17 protein-coding genes, 1 rRNA gene and 2 pseudogenes are annotated in these 17,107 nt (G+C 70.4%); 13 read left to right on the forward strand and 7 right to left on the reverse strand.

The features are described from left to right. Positions 1-8 precede the first annotated feature (8 nt). Complete coding sequence (locus ACZ7RU_RS17490; protein WP_470341802.1) at positions 9-572, forward strand: hypothetical protein; 564 nt, start codon at positions 9-11, stop codon at positions 570-572. Positions 573-644: 72 nt separating this feature from the next. On the opposite strand, the gene ACZ7RU_RS17495 is transcribed toward ACZ7RU_RS17490, so the two are convergent. Beyond that, positions 645-896 (reverse strand): hypothetical protein, encoded by a 252-nt coding sequence (locus ACZ7RU_RS17495; RefSeq protein WP_470341803.1) that lies wholly within the window; start codon positions 894-896, stop codon positions 645-647. After that, positions 893-1,255 (reverse strand): ATP-binding protein, encoded by a 363-nt coding sequence (locus ACZ7RU_RS17500; protein ID WP_470341804.1) that lies wholly within the window; start codon positions 1,253-1,255, stop codon positions 893-895. The genes ACZ7RU_RS17495 and ACZ7RU_RS17500 overlap by 4 nt, the downstream gene beginning before the upstream one ends. A 219-nt stretch (positions 1,256-1,474) precedes the next feature. On the opposite strand from ACZ7RU_RS17500, the gene ACZ7RU_RS17505 reads away from it, so the two are divergent. Both ACZ7RU_RS17505 and ACZ7RU_RS17510 read left to right on the forward strand, forming a co-directional pair. Further along, positions 1,475-2,341 carry a helix-turn-helix domain-containing protein gene (locus ACZ7RU_RS17505; RefSeq protein WP_470341805.1) on the forward strand — a complete coding sequence of 289 codons (867 nt, stop codon included), beginning with the start codon at positions 1,475-1,477 and terminating at the stop codon, positions 2,339-2,341. Further along, entirely contained in the window at positions 2,334-2,537 is a 204-nt protein-coding gene (locus ACZ7RU_RS17510) for a DUF397 domain-containing protein (RefSeq protein ID WP_470341806.1), read from the forward strand. The genes ACZ7RU_RS17505 and ACZ7RU_RS17510 overlap by 8 nt, the downstream gene beginning before the upstream one ends. A 55-nt stretch (positions 2,538-2,592) precedes the next feature. Here the strand turns inward: ACZ7RU_RS17510 and ACZ7RU_RS17515 are convergent, their stop codons facing one another. Then, complete coding sequence (locus ACZ7RU_RS17515; RefSeq protein WP_470341807.1) at positions 2,593-3,027, reverse strand: VOC family protein; 435 nt, start codon at positions 3,025-3,027, stop codon at positions 2,593-2,595. A 168-nt stretch (positions 3,028-3,195) separates the two neighbouring features. Between ACZ7RU_RS17515 and ACZ7RU_RS17520 the strand changes: the two genes are divergently transcribed. The 7 genes and pseudogenes from ACZ7RU_RS17520 (at position 3,196) to ACZ7RU_RS17550 (ending at position 8,853) form a co-directional block, all read left to right on the forward strand. Further along, the gene (locus ACZ7RU_RS17520; protein ID WP_470341808.1) at positions 3,196-3,600 is read left to right on the forward strand and encodes a hypothetical protein; all 405 of its coding nucleotides are present in this window, start codon (positions 3,196-3,198) and stop codon (positions 3,598-3,600) included. Between the two features lie 111 nt (positions 3,601-3,711). After that, positions 3,712-4,239: pseudogene (locus ACZ7RU_RS17525) on the forward strand (DUF6879 family protein). A 205-nt stretch (positions 4,240-4,444) separates the two neighbouring features. Next, a complete protein-coding gene (locus tag ACZ7RU_RS17530; RefSeq protein WP_470341809.1) occupies positions 4,445-4,636 on the forward strand; it encodes a hypothetical protein in 192 nt (63 codons plus the stop codon). Next, on the forward strand, positions 4,620-5,132 hold the full coding sequence (locus ACZ7RU_RS17535) for a DUF6879 family protein (RefSeq protein ID WP_470341810.1): 513 nt from the start codon (positions 4,620-4,622) through the stop codon (positions 5,130-5,132). The genes ACZ7RU_RS17530 and ACZ7RU_RS17535 overlap by 17 nt, the downstream gene beginning before the upstream one ends. Then, positions 5,129-5,566 (forward strand): annotated as a pseudogene (locus tag ACZ7RU_RS17540) (helix-turn-helix domain-containing protein); the annotation flags it as partial. The gene ACZ7RU_RS17535 and the pseudogene ACZ7RU_RS17540, both read left to right, overlap by 4 nt. A 124-nt stretch (positions 5,567-5,690) precedes the next feature. Continuing rightward, positions 5,691-6,476, forward strand: a complete 786-nt coding sequence (locus ACZ7RU_RS17545) for a methyltransferase domain-containing protein (RefSeq protein WP_470341811.1) — start codon at positions 5,691-5,693, stop codon at positions 6,474-6,476. A gap of 583 nt (positions 6,477-7,059) precedes the next feature. Further along, a complete protein-coding gene (locus ACZ7RU_RS17550) occupies positions 7,060-8,853 on the forward strand; it encodes an RICIN domain-containing protein (RefSeq protein ID WP_470341812.1) in 1,794 nt (597 codons plus the stop codon). A gap of 68 nt (positions 8,854-8,921) precedes the next feature. On the opposite strand, the gene ACZ7RU_RS17555 is transcribed toward ACZ7RU_RS17550, so the two are convergent. Both ACZ7RU_RS17555 and ACZ7RU_RS17560 read right to left on the reverse strand, forming a co-directional pair. Then, complete coding sequence (locus tag ACZ7RU_RS17555) at positions 8,922-11,138, reverse strand: transglycosylase domain-containing protein (RefSeq protein WP_470341813.1); 2,217 nt, start codon at positions 11,136-11,138, stop codon at positions 8,922-8,924. 265 nt (positions 11,139-11,403) lie between these two features. Further along, positions 11,404-11,652: a YceI family protein gene (locus tag ACZ7RU_RS17560; protein ID WP_470341879.1), complete on the reverse strand. Its 249-nt coding sequence runs from the start codon at positions 11,650-11,652 to the stop codon at positions 11,404-11,406. An 87-nt stretch (positions 11,653-11,739) separates the two neighbouring features. Between ACZ7RU_RS17560 and aspS the strand changes: the two genes are divergently transcribed. After that, positions 11,740-13,047, forward strand: coding sequence for an aspartate--tRNA(Asn) ligase (aspS, locus tag ACZ7RU_RS17565; RefSeq protein WP_470341814.1), 1,308 nt, complete (start codon positions 11,740-11,742; stop codon positions 13,045-13,047). Between the two features lie 82 nt (positions 13,048-13,129). On the opposite strand, the gene ACZ7RU_RS17570 is transcribed toward aspS, so the two are convergent. Next, complete coding sequence (locus ACZ7RU_RS17570) at positions 13,130-13,843, reverse strand: IclR family transcriptional regulator (RefSeq protein WP_030246527.1); 714 nt, start codon at positions 13,841-13,843, stop codon at positions 13,130-13,132. Positions 13,844-14,073: 230 nt separating this feature from the next. Continuing rightward, a 5S ribosomal RNA gene (rrf, locus tag ACZ7RU_RS17575) occupies positions 14,074-14,190 on the reverse strand. A gap of 414 nt (positions 14,191-14,604) precedes the next feature. Between rrf and ACZ7RU_RS17580 the strand changes: the two genes are divergently transcribed. Both ACZ7RU_RS17580 and ACZ7RU_RS17585 read left to right on the forward strand, forming a co-directional pair. Continuing rightward, on the forward strand, positions 14,605-15,393 hold the full coding sequence (locus ACZ7RU_RS17580) for a response regulator transcription factor (RefSeq protein ID WP_470341815.1): 789 nt from the start codon (positions 14,605-14,607) through the stop codon (positions 15,391-15,393). A 12-nt stretch (positions 15,394-15,405) separates the two neighbouring features. Further along, a complete protein-coding gene (locus tag ACZ7RU_RS17585; RefSeq protein ID WP_470341816.1) occupies positions 15,406-16,905 on the forward strand; it encodes a sensor histidine kinase in 1,500 nt (499 codons plus the stop codon). The last annotated feature ends 202 nt before the right edge of the window (positions 16,906-17,107 follow it).

A 17,107-nucleotide genomic window follows, 5' to 3' on the forward strand; every position in this document is an offset into this window, starting at 1 on the left:
TCCACGACATGAACCAGGCCGACCAGGTCGCGCTCCTCGCCACCCCGCCGGACGCCCGCGACGTGAGCGCGGAGCTGGCCGCCCCACCCCGGCGGAGGCTGCCGTGGCTCAGCCTGGGGCTGGCGGGCGGCGTGATCGCGACCAGCGCGTTCGCGGGCGGGGTCTGGTACCAGAAGGACCAGGGGACGTCCGGAGGGAAGTCCGCCGCCCGGCCGGCTGCGGCTGCTCAGGGCGGTGGCTACGGGCAGGGCAACTCCCGCCGTGGGGGCCAGGGGCAGGGCGGACAGGCCGGACAGGCCGGTCTCACCCGGGGCACCGTCAAGGCCGTCGACGGCACCACCGTGTATCTGACGGATGCCAACGGCAACACCGTCAAGGTCACCACCGGCGACGCGACGAAGGTGCAGCTCACCAAGGAGGGCAAGGTCGCCGACCTCCTGCCGGGCCAGAGCGTGACCGTCGTCGGCACCCCCGACGCCGACGGTGGCTACACGGCCAGCCAGTTGGTCGAAGGATCCGGTGTCGGAGTCGGTGTCGGAGCCGGAGTGCCGAGGAGCCCGTCCGGCGGCTGACCCGGAGCCGACGGACGACCGCGAGGCCCTCGCCCCTTTTCGATGGGCGAGGGCCTTCGCGCGTTCAGAGGTTCACCGGTGCCACGCCGCGTCCCGGTCCAGGTCCCGGAGCAGGTGGAGGAGGTTGAGGAGGGTGCTCACGGGCGCGTTGCCGAAGTCGACCAGGATGCGCCCGTCGAGGGTGGACTCCCCGGCCGAGGCCGAGCCCCAGAGGAGGCCGTAGGGGAGGCCGCGCCGGTGGAGCTCGCCGAGCAGGGCGGTGATGTGGGCGGGGGTGAAGTCCCGCATCCGGGGGTCGTCGGGAGCGACCGGTTCCCGGGTCACGCGATGGAGTCCAGCTCGTACCAGACGGTTTTGCCGCGCTTCTGGGGGTCCACGCCCCAGCGGTGGGTGAGCCCGGCGACGAGCTGGAGGCCCCGGCCGCTCTCGGCGAGGAGGTTGAGGGCCTGCTCGTCGGGGAGCTTGTCGCTCTCGTCCGCCACGCAGACCCGGAGGGTGCGGTCGCGGAGGGAGAAGTAGACGACGGGCGAGGCGGTGTGGGCGTGCCGCCACGCGTTGACGATCAGTTCGCCGAGGGCGAGTTCGGCGTTGAAGATGGTCTCGGTGTCCCAGGCGGCGCGGGTCAGGACGTCCCGCAGGGCCTGCCGGGTGAGAGTGAGCGAGGGGGTGTTGAGGGTGCACACGGGAACCTCCGGGAGGCTGTGGCGTGGGGAGTGGGAGCCGTGAGCCAGGCCAGGGGGGTGGTTGCTCTTCGGCGGGAGGGCAGCAGGCGCCTACTGCGCTGAACCAAGGCGTGTCTGACGACCCATCGGATCGTTCTGAGAGTGACGATATCGTGATCCGCCACAGATTTGTGGCGATCGGCGCGAAGTTCCCCCGAACGGGGCTGGCAGACTGGTCCCATGGCCCTTCGATCGAACCCAACGCTCCGCCAGCTGCGGTTGGGTGCCGAACTTCGCAGGATGCGGGAACAGGCCGGTCTCGGCGGCAGCCAGCTCGCCCGCGCACTGGGCATCAACCCCGCCCATGTGACCCAGATGGAGAGTGGCAGGACCGGCATCAGCGTCGAACGCCTGCGCACGATCGCCGCGTTGTGCATGTGCGTCAACGAGCCGTTGATCGATGCACTGGCGGACATCATCACGGACCGCGACAAGGGCGGCTGGTGGGAGGAGTATCGCGGGAACCTCTCGCCGGACTTCCTTGAGGTCGCCGAGATCGAGGGACGCGCGCGCAGACTCTCGACCTACACCATGGCCTTCATGCCGGGGCTGCTCCAGACCAGCGCCTACGCCTCAGCCATCTTCGCGCGGGACTTCCCACCGCTCCCGAGTCACGAGGTCGAGCTGAGGACTGCCTTCCGCATGCAGCGGCAGCGCATCGTCCGGTCCGGGACAACGCCGTACTCGGCGTACATTCATGAGGCTGCGCTGCGTATGCAGTTCAGTGGGCCCAAGACCCAAGCCGAACAACTCGGCAGTCTCATCGAGGATTCCGAGCGGCCAAGCATCTCTATCCGAGTCCTGCTGTTTGACGGTGACACGCTTCCGCTGACCCACGAGAACTTCACGTACGCCGAAGGGCCGATCCCTGAGCTGGACACGGCGCAGCTGGACTCAGGTCTTGGAATCGCGCTCTTCGATGCGCCGGCCCACATGACGCGGTTCCGTACCCTGCTCGCCCGGATCGACTCGGCGGCCCTCTCGGAAGACGAATCCCGAGAGTTCATTCGATCCATCAAGAAGGATATGGAAAGCAAGTATGCGTAACTCCGTTTGGCAGAAGTCCAGCTACTCGGGTGCCAACTCCGAATGCGTCGAGGTTCGTGCCGCTGATGGTGCGATCGAACTGCGCGAGTCCGACGAGGGCGACGTCATCGTCCGCACCACCGCCGCCAAGTTCGCCGCCCTCCTCCAGGGCGCGAAGGCCGGCGACTTCGACCACCTGACCGGCGCCACCGCCTAGCGAACCGTTTCGGCGGCCCCTTGCTCCTCCGCAAGGGGCCGCCGATCAGGGGTGCTCAGTCGAGGCAGAACTCGTTGCCCTCGACGTCCTGCATGTTGAGGCACGACTCGTTCTTGTCGTCGGCGAGCAGCAGTCGTCCGCGAGTCGCGCCCAGGGGGAGCAGTCGGGCGCACTCGGCCTCCAGCGCCGCCAGGCGTTCCGCTCCCACCAGTCCGGTGCCGACCCGCACGTCGAGGTGGACCCGGTTCTTGACGACCTTGCCCTCGGGGACGCGCTGGAAGTACATGCGCGGGCCCGCGCCCGTGGGATCGCTGGCGGCGAACCAGGCGTCCTGCTCCTCGGGCGGCAGCGAGCGCTGGTACTCGTCCCAGGTGTCGAACCCCTCGGGGATGCGCGGCGGGAGGTATCCCAGGGCCTCGCACCAGAAGCGGCCGACGCGCTCGGGCGACGCGCAGTCGAAGGTGATCTGGACCTGCTTGACCGATGTCATCGGGCCACCATAGCCATGACCAGAGAGCCGCGTCGCACAGTTTTCGTCACGAACCCCGCAGGTGAGGGGGTGGGGCTGGACCCACCCCGTCGTGGGGCTGGACCCATACCGGGCCGCGCGCCCGGTCCGTAGCGTCGTTCCCACCACGACGACGGAGGGAAGAGAACCATGGCGACCACGACCCACCACCAGGACACCTTCACCACGGTGAAGAAGTGCATCGGGCTCTTCGGGGCCGTCGGTGCGATCGTCCTCGGCACGGTCGCCGTGATGGCGGCCACCGGCCACGGGACGACCCCGTTCATGTGGGTCCGCGGCGCGATCCTCCTCGCGCTCGCCCCGTTCTTCCACCGCCTGGCCACCCGTGCCGCCGAGGGATCCCACCAGGCCTTCGACCGCCTCCGCACCCTCTCCACCGTGCTGCCGATCGCCATCATCGCGGTGGACTCGGTCCCCGGCCTATGCCCGCCCTGGTACGCCGTCCTCCAGGGCCTCTCCGCCCTCGCCCTGATCGCGGTCGCCGTCCTCACCCGCACCCCCGCCCTGAAGGCCGCCTTCCCCAAGGCCGGCTGACCTGCACCGCCCCGCAGTCGCTCCCGAGTACCTACGCTTTGATGCCTCGTCACCGACCATGAGCCTCGGGTGGGTTACTCCCATCCAGTCGAGCTCCCCGAAGGGCAATTCATGGCAGCATCGCGCAGGACACTCGGCGACTGGTTCGGCACCTTCGCCGTCGAGGCCTTCAGGCTGGAGACGCTGGACGACTACAGCCAGTCCGGTGGCATCGAGGCGTTCCACGCCTTCCTCGCTGGTGAGGAACAGCCGGACGACTACAAGAACGCCGGGTGGGTCAAGACGGTGGCTGCTGCCACGTAGGCCGGCAAGCGCATGTACAGGGTGCACATCCTCTCGCGCCCGCTCACCCCGTACCTCAGGTTCGAACTTGGCTGGGGGTACCGGCGGAACGCCGAGGCAGGTGAGGAGTTCTTCATCCTCGACACCACCGACCGGGAGAACCCGCTCCCGGACGCACCCGACTTCTGGATGTTCGACGACCAGGCCGTCGGGGCCATGAGCTACGACGACCACGGAAAGTACCTCGGCACTGACTTCACCACGAGCGGGCGCCTGCCGGAGTTCAGGGCCTGGCGCGACCTCGCACTCGACCACGCCGAACCGTTCGCGACCTGGTGGTCCCGCCATGGCGAGTGATCCGCCGGAAGTCCTTCACAGCCCGGGCGGTCGATGACCGGGCGGCCCGGGAGACAGAACCCGGCGTACAGGCCGACTTGGGGAGCCGGGCTCGCTTCCTTCTCCGAGTGTGTCTAGGCAGGAACGTGAATGATCCTTGCTGGCCTTCTCGCGCACTCCCTACGCTTCTGGTGGTCACCAACCCGCACAGCACGTGGAGGGGAACATGGAGCTCACGCGGATCGCGGGCGGCGACCCGAACTGTCGCAACGACGACTGTCCGACGATCTACACCACCGACCGGGGCACCATCGCCGTCCAGGGGTACACGGTGGAGCGGCGGACGCCCGAGGGGGAATCGGTGGTGGAGAACCCCGAGGACGTGTTGTGGGAGGCGTTCCGTGCTCTTGGACGGTGACTCCTGGCGCCCGTTCTTCGACTCGTTCGAGCATGAGGCATTCCGGCTGGAGACCCGGAGTTCCTACGCCATGCCTGGCGAGGACGAGGAGTTCCAGGAGTTCCTGGCCACGGGAGAGTTGCACATCCCGGCGGATGACCCGTGGCTCGCACGCGTGCGGTACTACCGTGCGACCGGGCGGTGGATCGGGCGGGTCCACGTCCTGACCAGGCCGCTGTCGGACTATCTGCGCTACGAGTTAGCCGCCTACACCTATAACGTCGAGGCCGGCGAGGACATCCGGATCCTGGACCTCACCGGACGTGAGAACCCCGGGCTTCCGGAGCAGGACTTCTGGATGTTCGACAGCGCGAAGGTGGTCGACATGAAGTACCGCTCCGACGGTACGCAGATCGGCCGGGATCTCCTGGAGAGCCCTGACCTGGAGCAGTACCGGCGATGGCGTGATCTCGCCTTGTCCCTCTCGGTCCCGTTCACGGAGTACTGCGCAGATTGACCCTCGATCCCGGTAGGGCCGGAGAGCAACGTCGAGACCTTGCAGCGGCGCTCAAGGAGCTTCGACGTGCCTCCGGCCTTTCCGGTGAGCGCCTTTCCGTGCGGTGCGGCATGAGCCAGAGCAAGATCTCCCGTATCGAGACCGGGAGAGCGCTACCCACGGTCGTCGATGTCCAGCAGATCATCGCCGCCCTGGGCATAGATGATGACCTGGCCCAGGAACTGCTCGACCTGGCCAGCGTGGCCAATGCCGAATACGAGGACGTCCGTACCTCCGTCCGCCGTGGCCTGCATGTTCGGCAGCGCGAGCTGGCGGCTCTCGAACGTGGCACCCAGCACATCCGGTATTTCCTGCCCTCGATGCCGTCCGGTCTGCTTCAGACGCCGGAGTACATGCGCACGGCCATGGGCCCGCCGGTCAAACCTGCCGAAGGTGATGTGTCCCGGGCCATCGCCCTGAAACTCGAACGCCAGGCCGTCCTCTACGACGAGAGCAAGCGCGGCCGGCCCGGAGGGAGTGAGGGGAGCAGCGACGTCCTCGTCCACGTTGCCGAGCCTGATGGCCGACATGCTCGACGCGCTGGACGTCCGCCCCGGGGACCGGGTGCTGGAGATCGGCACGGGGACCGGCTACAACGCCGCCCTGCTCTGCCACCTCGCCGGGGACCGGCACGTCACGACCGTCGACCGCACCGAGCACCTGGTGGCCACCGCCCGTATCCGACTGGGTGAGGCGGGTTTCGGGCCGACGGTCGCGGCGGCCGACGGAGCCGACGGGTACCCGGACGGCGCGCCGTACGACCGGATCATCGCGACCTGCGGAGTCCGCCGGCTGCCCCGGGCGTGGCTCGACCAGTGCGCGCCGGGTGCTCTCCTCGTCGCCCCGGTCGGCGGCGCGGTGGCCAGGCTCACCAAGCTGCCGGACGGGCGCGCGGTGGGGCGGTACCTGCACCGTCCGGCCGCCTTCATGCCGCTGCGCGACGGGACGGAAGCGGACCGGGACGTGGCTGCGGGGCGAGGAGAAGGCCGGACCACGGAGACCGACGCCCACGTGCTGGACGACCCGGGGTTCGCGTTCTGGGCCGACCTCCACCTCGGGCCCACCGTCGTCCGCGACGGCCATGTCCTCCGTGACACCGTGGACGGCTCGACCGCCCACGCGAGGGGCCGCACCGTCGTCCTCGGCGGCCCGCGCGACCTCTGGCGGGTCGTCGAGGCAGCCCACCGCTCCTGGCTCGACCGGAACCGTCCGCGCCGCGAGTGGTTCACCGTCGAGGTCGGCCCGGCGGGCCGGTTCACGGGCTACGCGGCTCCGGACGGCAGCACCCTCCGGTGGTCCGGCTGAGGGTACGCAGCCCTCCGCAAGGGGCGCGCCGGTGGGTGCTGCTCCGGGCCGGACGAGGTGGGCGCTCGGGCCCGAACCGAGGAAGCACCTTGGCCGGGGGTGGATTCGCACGGCCTCCAGCGAGAACGGATCCCGCCTCATGGCAATTGCTCTGCGCAGGACGCTCGCCGTCGCCGCGCTCGCGCTGACGGCCTCCTTCGTGCCTGTCGGCGGGGCCGGGGCCGTCGGTCCATGTACGGGGTACGTCGGGCCGCTGCCCGTCCCTTCAGACGGGGTGCGGCGACGACGAGCGGTCCCGGTCGGCAGGAGTCCGGAGAACATCGCGCGGCCGCGGCAACCTTCTCGGGGACGGTGGCAACTGGGTGGTGTCCGGCCAGGCGGTCCGGTCAAGAGGCCACGGCTGAAAGAGAGCATCGACATGTTCCCTCGCCCATCCACGTCGTCGGAGGCGTCTCCTCCCAGCGGCGGCGCCCGCCGTGGCCGCCCCTCGCTCCGTTCAGCCGTTCCGGGGCGACGGCAGAAGCACCGTGGCCGTCGGCTGTACCAGCGTCGGAGTCTCTGGGCGGCCGTCGCCCTGGCGGTCGTGGGCGGGTCCGTGGCCGTGGTCGGCACGGCCTCGGCGGGCGTCGTGGACACGAAGGCCTGGTACATGCTGGTCAACCGCAACAGCGGCGAGGTGCTGGACGGCCTCGGCTACGCCACGCACGACGGTGCGGCGGTGGCGCAGTGGGCCCGTCACGACGGGACCAACCAGCAGTGGCGGTTCATCGACTCGGGTGACGGGAACTACCGGCTGCAGAACCGGAACTCCGGCAAGGTGCTGGACGACTACAACTGGTCGAAGACCGCCGGCTCCGAGCTGGTGCAGTGGCGCGACCTGAACGGCGTCAACCAGCAGTTCCACCTGGAGAAGTCGTCGGAGGGCTACGTACGTCTGATCAATCGCTTCAGCGGCCTGGCCGTCGAGGTCCAGAGCGGCTCCAAGGCCGACGGGGGCCGCGTCGCCCAGTACCACGACTGGGGTGGCGCCAACCAGCAGTGGCAACTCGTCCCGGTCGGGAGCGGCGGCGGCGCCGGGAGCGCGGGGAGCTCCGGCAGCAACGGGAACACCGGGAACGCCGGGAGCACGGGCGGCACCGGGAGCTCCGGCAGCACCGCCACGCCCACCAAGCCGGGCGGCAGCGTTCCGACGGGCCAGACCCCGAGCGGGACCCGCCCGCCGGGGGCCTCGGCCTCGGCCCCGCCGGCGACATCTCCGGCCCCCGGCGGCGGCAGTGGCGGTGGTGGCGGCGACGGCTCGGCGAAGACCTTCATGGGCAGCAGCACGGTGCTCCTCGGCGGCATGATGGAGGACGCCACGGCGAACGCCGCGCCGTTCGACGTGCGGTACGCCTACATCCACAGCCGGCCCGCGCCCTCGTCCGACGCCTACACGGCCTCGCGCTGCAAGGCCGAGTGGTCAGGCTGGTGGGGTTGCTGGACCGGCGACACCACGGCGCCCGGCACCCAGGTGACCCTGAACAACGACCGCGCGTCCAAGGCGACGTACCAGGGCAAGCCGCGCCCGCAGAAGTACCTCTTCACGTGGTACTCGCTGCGCGACCTCGGAGACATGGCGGGCCAGGGCGACGGTCCCGGCGAGGTCCAGGCCATCAACCGGACCGACCTGCTCACCAAGTACCTGGACGACTACCGCTTCTTCCTCCAGAAGATCGGCAACGCGCAGGACATGATCGACATCGAGCCCGACTTCTGGGGCTACGTCCGCTCGCTCGGCAACCCGCACCAGGTCTCCGCCCAGGTCAAGGCGGCGAACCCGACGGACTGCGGATCGCAGGAGAACAGCGCCTCCGGCCTGGCCCAGTGCATGATCGCGATGAGCCACAAGTACGCGCCCAACACCGGCGTGGGCCTGCACCTGTCCTGCTTCGACTGGCAGCAGAACACCCCGCAGTGCGTCAAGGACTACGCGGACCTCGGGGCGAAGAACGCCGACTTCCTCGTCACCGACGTGACGGACCGCGACGCGGGCTGGTACGCGCTGCCCGCCCACGGCAGCAAGGACACCTTCTGGAACGACCAGAAGGGCTTCGCCGCCCTCGCGTTCTACAGGACGATGTCCGAGTCGGTGGGCAAGCCGGTGGTCCTGTGGCAGGTCCCCCTGGGCAACATGGCGGGGAACAACACCCCCGGCCACTACAAGGACGACAAGGTCGACTGGTTCTTCTCGCACATGGACCAGGTGGCGAACGCACACGTCGGCGCCCTCCTGTTCGGCGCCGGCTGGTCGGAACAGACCACGCCCGAGACCGACGGCGGAAACCTGATCAACAAGACGACCGCGTACCGCAACTCGGGTGGTACGGCGCTCAAGTAGGCGCCCGCACGTACGCCGCCCCGCCGAGTCGGTGCCCGGCGGGGCGGCGTCACGTGCGGCGGGTGCGGTCAGTGCGGCTGGTCGGGCGTCTGGGCGGTGGCCGCCGGGCCGGTGGGGGCCGCCGGGCCCGTCGGGGCGCCGGTGGCGTTCGGGTCGGGCTTGGGGGCCGGGTCGGGGATGACGGCCATCGGCAGGGACTGCTTGGGCGTGCCGCGCAGGGCCTGGTTCATGGCGTCCCGCCAGATCGGGCCGGGGCCGTCGGCGCCGAACACCTCGGTGCGGTACTTCCCGTTGATGGTGATGTTGCGCATCTCGACGCCGCCCTTGGGGCCGCCGAGCCAGACGGCGGTGGCGAGTTGCGGGGTGTAGCCGTTGAACCAGGCGGCCCGCTTGCGGTCCGAGGTGCCGGTCTTGCCGGCGATCTGGCGGTTGTCCTCCAGGTTGAGCGCCGCGCCGGTGCCGTTGTTCTCGGTCACGCCGTTCAGGATGGTGTTCAGCGCGCGTGCCGTCTCGTCGGAGAACGCCTTCTCGCAGTGGCCGGCCGGGACGGGGACGTCCTTGCCCTCCACGGTGGTGATCCTGCTGATGGCGATCGGGGCGCAGTTGGTCCCCTGGGCGGCGAAGGTCGCGTAGACGTTGGCCATGGTCAGCGGGCTCATCTCCTCGACGCCGAGGGCCATCGCGGGGACCTCCTCCAGGGGCTTGCCGCTGGCCTTGGCGGTGATGCCGAGCTTGTTGGACATCTGCTTGACCGCGCAGAGACCGATGTCCTTCTCCATCTGCACGAAGTAGGTGTTGACCGAGAGGGCCATCGCCATCTTCAGCTGGTAGGGGCCCTTCTCGTTCGGCGACTCGTTGGGCACCATCGTCTTGGGGCGGGTCTGGTTCCGCCAGGTCCCCTCGCAGGTCTTCATGTCCGGGTACTCGATCTTGTTCTCGGACGGGTACTCCTGGGTCGCCGGCAGGCCCGCCTCCAGCGCCGCGGCCGCGATGACCGGCTTGAACGTGGAGCCGGGCTGGAAGCCGTTGCCGCCGCCCATCGCCGCGTCGACGTTGAGGTTGACGACGGTCTGGTTCTTCTCCTCCGACAGCCCGTAGGGACGGGTCTGGGCCATGGCGAGGATCTTGCCGGTGCCGGGCTCGACCATGGAGACGGCGGCGGAGACGCTGTCGGTGACCCGCACGTTGGAGCTCACCGCGTTCTGGGCGGCGGCCTGCTTGCCGGGGTCCAGCGTGGTGAAGATGTTCAGGCCGCCGGTGTTCCAGAACTTCTTGCGCTCGTCGGCGCTCTTGCCGAAGGCCGGGTCCTGCTTGACGACGTGACGCACGTAGTCGCAGAAGAAGCCCATCCCGGCCTGGGCGGTGATGCAACCGTTCTGCGGGGCTTTGTAGTTCAGGCCCAGCGGGGCGGCCTTCGCCTCCTTCGCCTGGTCGGCGGTGAGGTGCTTGTTCTCCAGCATCTTGTCGATGACGGTGTCGCGGCGGTTCTGCGCGGCCTGCGGGTGCAGCTTCGGGTCGTACTGGGACGGGTTCTGCACCAGCCCGGCGAGCATCGCGGCCTCGGCGACGGTCAGGTCCTTGTTGCTCTTGCTGAAGTAGCGCTGGGAGGCGGCCTCCACGCCGTAGGCGCCGTTCCCGTAGAAGGTGATGTTGAGGTAGTTGGTGAGGATCTGCTCCTTCGGCAGCTCCTCCTCCAGCTTGATGGCGACCTTGAGCTCCTGGATCTTGCGGCCCAGGGTCTTGCGCTGGGCCTCCAGGACGGCGTCCCGGTCCTCCCCGGCCTGCTCGACGTTGACGTTCTTCACGTACTGCTGGGTCAGTGTCGAGGCGCCCTGGGAGGCGGTGCCGCTCTCCGCGTTCTTGCTGATGGCACGCAGGACGCCCTTGAGGTCGACGGCGCCGTGCTCGTAGAAGCGGGCGTCCTCGATGTCGACCTGGGCCTGCCGCATGAACGGCGACATCTGATCGGCGGTCAGGACCGTGCGGTCGCGCTCGTAGACCTTGGCGATCAGCCCGCCCTTGGCGTCGAAGATCTGGGTGGCCTGGGTGAGCGGCGGGGTCTTGAAGTCGGCGGGGACGTCCTCGAAGCCTTCCGCCGTGTTCTTGGCCGTCAGCCCGATGCCGCCCGCGACGGGTAGGGCGAGCCCTGCCAGCAGCACACCGGACACGACGCTCACCCCCAGGAAGGTCGCACCGAAGCCGGCCAGCCGGAGCGGCGCGTTGCGGGACGGCCTGCGGTCCGCGTCCTCGGAGGAACTCCATATCGGGGGGCGATTCGATTCCATTCCCGGATGCTAACTCCTGGGAGTCGTCCGGCAAGTGGTTTTTCGGGCACGGTTGTCACGGCTGTGCAACAGGCTCCAAAGGGGCTCCGAAATCGGCTTCGAAAAGGCAAATCGTATACGTATTGAATGGTTTCGGAGGAATTCGGCGGCCAGTGCTCGACGCGGCCCGTCGCGCGTGCGGCGGCCTCCCCTCCCGTGGTCCTGTCATCCCTTGGATGCGGTGAGCGGGGCGAAAGGTTGCGCCCGTGGTCGTCGGGCGACCGGCTCATCCGGCGTCGGAGCCGGTCTCCAGGACCGCCTCTACATCCACCTCCACGTCGACCAGGTTGCGGACCACCGTGCCGCCCCGGTCCACCACGTCGTTCCAACTCACGCCGAAGTCCTGGCGGTTGATCCGGGTAGTGGCGGTGAAGCCGGCACGCCGCCGGGGGCTGACCGGGCGCGTAACGCCGCGGACGGTGAGCCGCCCCGTGCCTCGAACCCGGGAAATCCGGGCGACCGCGGCCGGCTTGATCCTCTACGGTGAACGGGCCCAGGGCGGCCGTCTACCGCCCGTCGACGTGGCGCGACCAACGCGCCCGCAACCCGGGGAGTCGCCGCCATGACGCGCACCCTTGTCTCGGAACTGCCTGCACGCCTCGGCGAGACGGTCACCGTCTACGGGTGGGTGAACACGCTGCGGTTGCAGCGGCGCATCCAGTTCGTCCTGGTCCGCGACCACACCGGGCTGGTGCAGGTCACCCATCCGCGCGGTGGGGAGGGCGACGCCGTCGAGGCGGCCTTCGAGGGCGTGACGGTCGAGTCCGCCGTGAAGATCACCGGCACGGTGGTCGCCAACCCGCAGGTCAGGCTCGGTGGCCTGGAGATCGTCCCGTCCCTCGTGGAGGTCGTGTCGCCGGCCGAGCCGAAGCTGCCGATCGACGAGCGGACCGGCATCGACCAGCGGCTGGACTGGCGGTTCCTGGACATCCGGCGCCCCTCCCAGCGCCTGGTCTTCGAGGTCCAGACGACCGTCGAGCGGGCGATGCGCGAGGTGGCGGCCGAGGAGGGCTTCACCGAGCTGCACACGCCGAAGCTGATGGGGACGGCCTCCGAGTCGGGCGCCGAGGTGTTCGAGGTGGGTTACTTCGGGCGGACCGCCTATCTGGCCCAGTCCCCGCAGTTCTACAAGCAGATGGCCATCGCGGGCGGCATCGACCGGGTCTTCGAGATCGGGCCGGTGTTCCGTGCCGAGCCGTCGTTCACCTCCCGGCACGCCACCGAGTTCACCGGGGTCGACGTCGAGATCGCCTGGATCGACGGGGTCGAGGACGTGATGGCCTTCGAGGAGCGGATGCTGCGCCGAGTCCTGGCCGCCGTGGCCGAGCGGCACGGTGCGGCGATCACCGAGCACTTCGGCACCCCGGTGACGGTCCCCGAGCTGCCGTTCCCCCGGATCACGATGGCCGACGCGCTGGCCAGGCTCCGCGCCACCGGCTGGGACCCGGAGGGCGTCAAGGACGACCTCGACCCCGAGGGGGAGCGCGCGCTGTGCGGGCTGGTCGCCGAGGAGACCGGGCACGAGTTCGTGTTCGTCACCCGGTTCCCGGCCGCCGTCCGGCCGTTCTACCACCTGCGGCCGGAGGACGACCCGACCGTCACCGAGTCCTTCGACCTGCTGTGGAAGGGCGTGGAGATCACCACCGGCGCCCAGCGCGAGCACCGGTACGACCGGCTCGTCGCCCAGGCCCGGGAGAAGGGGATGGACACCGGGCCGCTCTCCGGGTACCTCGACTGCTTCCGCTACGGCACCCCGCCGCACGGCGGGCTGGGGCTCGGCCTGGGCCGGCTGCTCATGCTGGCCCTGGGGCTGCCGTCGATCCGGGAGGCGACCTTCCTCTTCCGGGGCCCGCACCGCCTCGAACCGTAGCGGGAAGAAGAGAGCGGAACGGGCCGCGCCCGAGGAGAGACGTTCCTCGGGCGCGGCCCGTTCGCGTTCCGGCCGTCTTCCGTCAGCTGCGGCGGAGGGCCTCGGTGAGCCGGTTGGCGGCCTCGATGATGGCCTGGGCGTGCAGGCGGCCCGGGTGGCGGGTCAGCCGCTCGATGGGGCCGGAGACGGAGACCGCGGCCACCACGCGGTTGGAGGGCCCGCGGACGGGGGCGGAGACGGACGCGACGCCCGGCTCGCGCTCCCCGATGGACTGGGCCCAGCCGCGGCGGCGGACGCCGCTGAGCGCGGTGGCGGTGAAGCGGGCGCCCTGGAGGCCTCGGTGGAGGCGCTCGGGCTCCTCCCAGGCGAGGAGCACCTGGGCGGCGGAGCCGGCCTTCATGGGCAGGGTGCTGCCGACGGGCACGGTGTCGCGCAGGCCGGAGAGCCGTTCGGCGGCGGCGACGCAGATGCGCATCTCGCCCTGGCGGCGGTAGAGCTGGGCGCTCTCGCCGGTGACGTCGCGCAGATGGGTGAGGACGGGGCCCGCGGTGGCGAGCAGTCGGTCCTCGCCGGCGGCGGCGGAGAGCTCGGACAGGCGGGGGCCGAGGATGAAGCGGCCCTGCATGTCCCTGGTGACCAGGCGGTGGTGTTCGAGTGCGACGGCGAGTCTGTGGGCGGTGGGGCGCGCCAGACCGGTGGCGGCGACCAGCCCCGCCAGCGTGGCGGGGCCCGACTCCAGTGCGCTGAGCACCAGAGCGGCCTTGTCGAGAACGCCGACGCCGCTAGTGTTGTCCATACCATGATATTGCAGTCTCAGTTGGCGAGACGCAAGTCTGTTTCGATGTTCGCCATCCTCTCAGATGCCCGCAAAGCGGCTCTTCCGGGACTCGGCGTCTCACATGCTGGATCCGCCGGAGGGTGCGCGGGGGGCGTCGGGGCACGGGGCGGCCGGGCGGAGAAACGGCGGGAGAACAGCAAAAAGCCCCTGCCGTGTCACTGTCGGACACGGCAGGGGCCGTAAGAAGAATTCGGCGGCGTCCTACTCTCCCACAGGGTCCCCCCTGCAGTACCATCGGCGCTGAAAGGCTTAGCTTCCGGGTTCGGAATGGAGCCGGGCGTTTCCCTCTCGCTATGACCACCGAAATGATCGGGCCGGGCAATTGCTCGAAAGCATTGCCTTCGCCTCGCGGCAAATCATAGCAGGAGGAAAACGGACGGGATTCGGGCCGGCCCTCGTCCCCGCCCGCCGGAACCCCGCCTGCCGGGACCTCGCCCGGCCCGCTCAGTAGCCGGCGCCCTGCCCCAGCCGCTCGCGCGCGGCGCCGAGCCGCAGGGGCGAGCCGCAGGGGTGAGGCGCAGGGGTGAGGCGCGTCACGTCCCGCGCGCTCCCCGTCCGTCGTGTTCACGCCCGTGCGCACACCACCGAGCCCACCCCTGTGCGCCGATCGCCCAAAAACCGACCGATAAGGTGTTAATCCAACATTCATCCATGCCGCATAGCCTCCGGGGGCTAGCCTCATGCTGAACGTCATCGTCCGACCGGGAGGCGAAAGCCCCGTGCAAGGCACTGTCACCACACCAGGCGGCCCCACGGTGGCCGGGGGCCAGGGCGAAGCGTTCCTGCTCGTCGTGGACGACGAGCCCAACATCCGCGAGCTGCTCTCCGCCTCGCTGCGCTTCTCCGGCTTCCGCGTCGCCTCCGCCGCCACCGGCACCGAGGCGCTCGAACTGGTCGCCGCCGAGCGCCCGGACCTGGTCGTGCTCGACGTGATGCTCCCCGACCTCGACGGCTTCACCGTCGTCGAGAAGCTGCGCGAGCGCACCAGCCGCGGACAGATAGCCGGCCCGGCCCACGGGCACCCCGGCGACCACCTGCCGGTGCTCTTCCTCACCGCCAAGGACGGCGTCGGCGACAAGGTGCAGGGCCTGGCCGCCGGTGCGGACGACTACGTCACCAAGCCGTTCAGCCTGGAGGAGCTGATCGCCCGGATCCGCGCCATCCTGCGCCGGGCGGGCGGGCCCGCCGAGGACGGCCGGCTGGTCGTCGCCGACCTCACCCTCGACCCGGTCGCCCACGAGGTCACCCGCGGCGGCACCCCGGTCTCGCTCTCCCCGACCGAGTTCAAGCTGCTGCACTACCTGATGGCCAACGTCGGCCGGGTGGTCTCCAAGGCGCAGATCCTCGACCACGTCTGGGCCTACGACTTCGGCGGGGACCTCTCCATCGTCGAGTCGTACATCTCCTACCTGCGCCGCAAGCTTGACTCCGGCCCGGTGCACGGCCCCAAGCTGATCCACACCGTGCGCGGCATCGGCTACGCCCTGCGCCGTCCCCCGCAGGGCTGACCGGGCCCGCTCGTGTTCGCCCGGTTCTCCTCCCGGCTGTCGCTGCGCGCCCGGCTGCTGGTGCTCGCCCTCGCACTGGTCACCACCGGGCTCGCGGTCAGCGACGCCTTCGTGCTCGGCACCGTACGGAGCCAGCTGGTGCATCAGCTGGACGAGCAGCTCCAGCGGTACGGGCCGCCGCTCTCCCGCAAGCCCCCCGGCCAGCTGACCGCGCCGACCGCCGGCCGGCCCGCCGTCGCCGGCCGGCGGGTCAGCCTGCCCAGCCAGTACCTGGTGGAGTACCTCTCCTCGGACGGCAGGGTCCAGGCGGTGATGCGCCAGCCCGTCTCCGACACCGACCCGGCGCCCCAGCTGGCCGGCCTCGACCCGACCCGGACCGCCCCCGACGTCCCCTTCGACCTGCCCGACCAGCGCGGCCAGCACAGCTGGCGGGTGCTGGTGCTGCCGCTCCAGGCTCCCCGCGGGCAGGCCGCCAACCCCAGCGCGTACGCCTCGCCGACGGCCACCCCGACCCACGTCATGGTGGCGGTCTCCCGCGAGGACATCGACGCCACCATCGGCAAGCTGAGCACCTCCTTCCTGGCCATCGGCGGCGGCGTCCTGCTGCTGATCGCCGGGCTCGGCTTCTTCGCGGTACGGGCCGGACTGCGGCCGCTGCGCCGGATCGAGGAGGGCGCCGAGCGGATCGCGGCCGGCGAACTCTCGCACCGGATGCCGGAGCTCTCCCCGGGCACCGAGGTCGGCCGGCTGTCGATCGCGCTCAACGGGATGCTCACCCAGATCGAGGCCGCCTTCGCGGCCCGCGCCGAGTCCGAGGCCCGGATGCGGCGCTTCGTCGCCGACGCCTCGCACGAGCTGCGCACCCCGCTGGCCGGCATCCGCGGCTTCGCCGAGCTGTACCGGATGGGCGCGCTGCCCACCGACGCCGACGTCAAGCGGACCATGAGCCGGATCGAGAGCGAGGCCGACCGGATGGGCGCCCTGGTCGAGGACCTGCTGGTGCTCGCCCGGCTGGACGAGGAACGCCCGCTCGACCTCGCCCCGATGGACCTGCGCACCCTCGCCGCCGACGCGCTGCACGACCTCACCGCCCTCGACCCGAGCCGCCCGGTCGCGCTCACCGGCCCGGCCGGCACCGGCGCGCCCGGTGCGGCGCCCGTCGTCGGCGACGAGGCCCGGCTGCGGCAGGTGGTCACCAACCTGGTCGGCAACGCGGTCAAGCACACCCCGGCCGGCACCCCGGTCCGGATCGGGGTGGGCGCCGGCTCCGGCGGCATCTGCCTGCTGGAGGTCGCCGACTCCGGCCCCGGCCTCACCGAGGAGCAGGCCCGGCAGGTGTTCGACCGGTTCTTCCGGGTCGACCCCTCCCGCAGTCGCGACAACGGCGGCGGCGCGGGCCTCGGCCTCGCCATCGCCACCGCCCTCACCCACGCGCACGGCGGCACCCTCACCCTGCGCACCGCCCCGGGCGAGGGCGCCACGTTCCGCGTCGAACTGCCCCGCCAGCGCTGACCGTAATTCCCGAGCGCCGGACTTTCCCGCCGGCCCCGCCCGAAAGCCCGGAATCCGGGCATTCGGGGCGCGGATTTCCCGTCGAATTTGTCGACTCGTCAATTCTCCGGCGAACCGGGAAGCCGCAGTGCCCGAACGTTGCCGGAATCCGGCATGGAGCGTCAAGAAAGCGTGTGCCTATGATCAACGCTGTCCGGCCGTC

The sequence above is a fragment of the Kitasatospora sp. NPDC114501 genome (assembly GCF_055633695.1).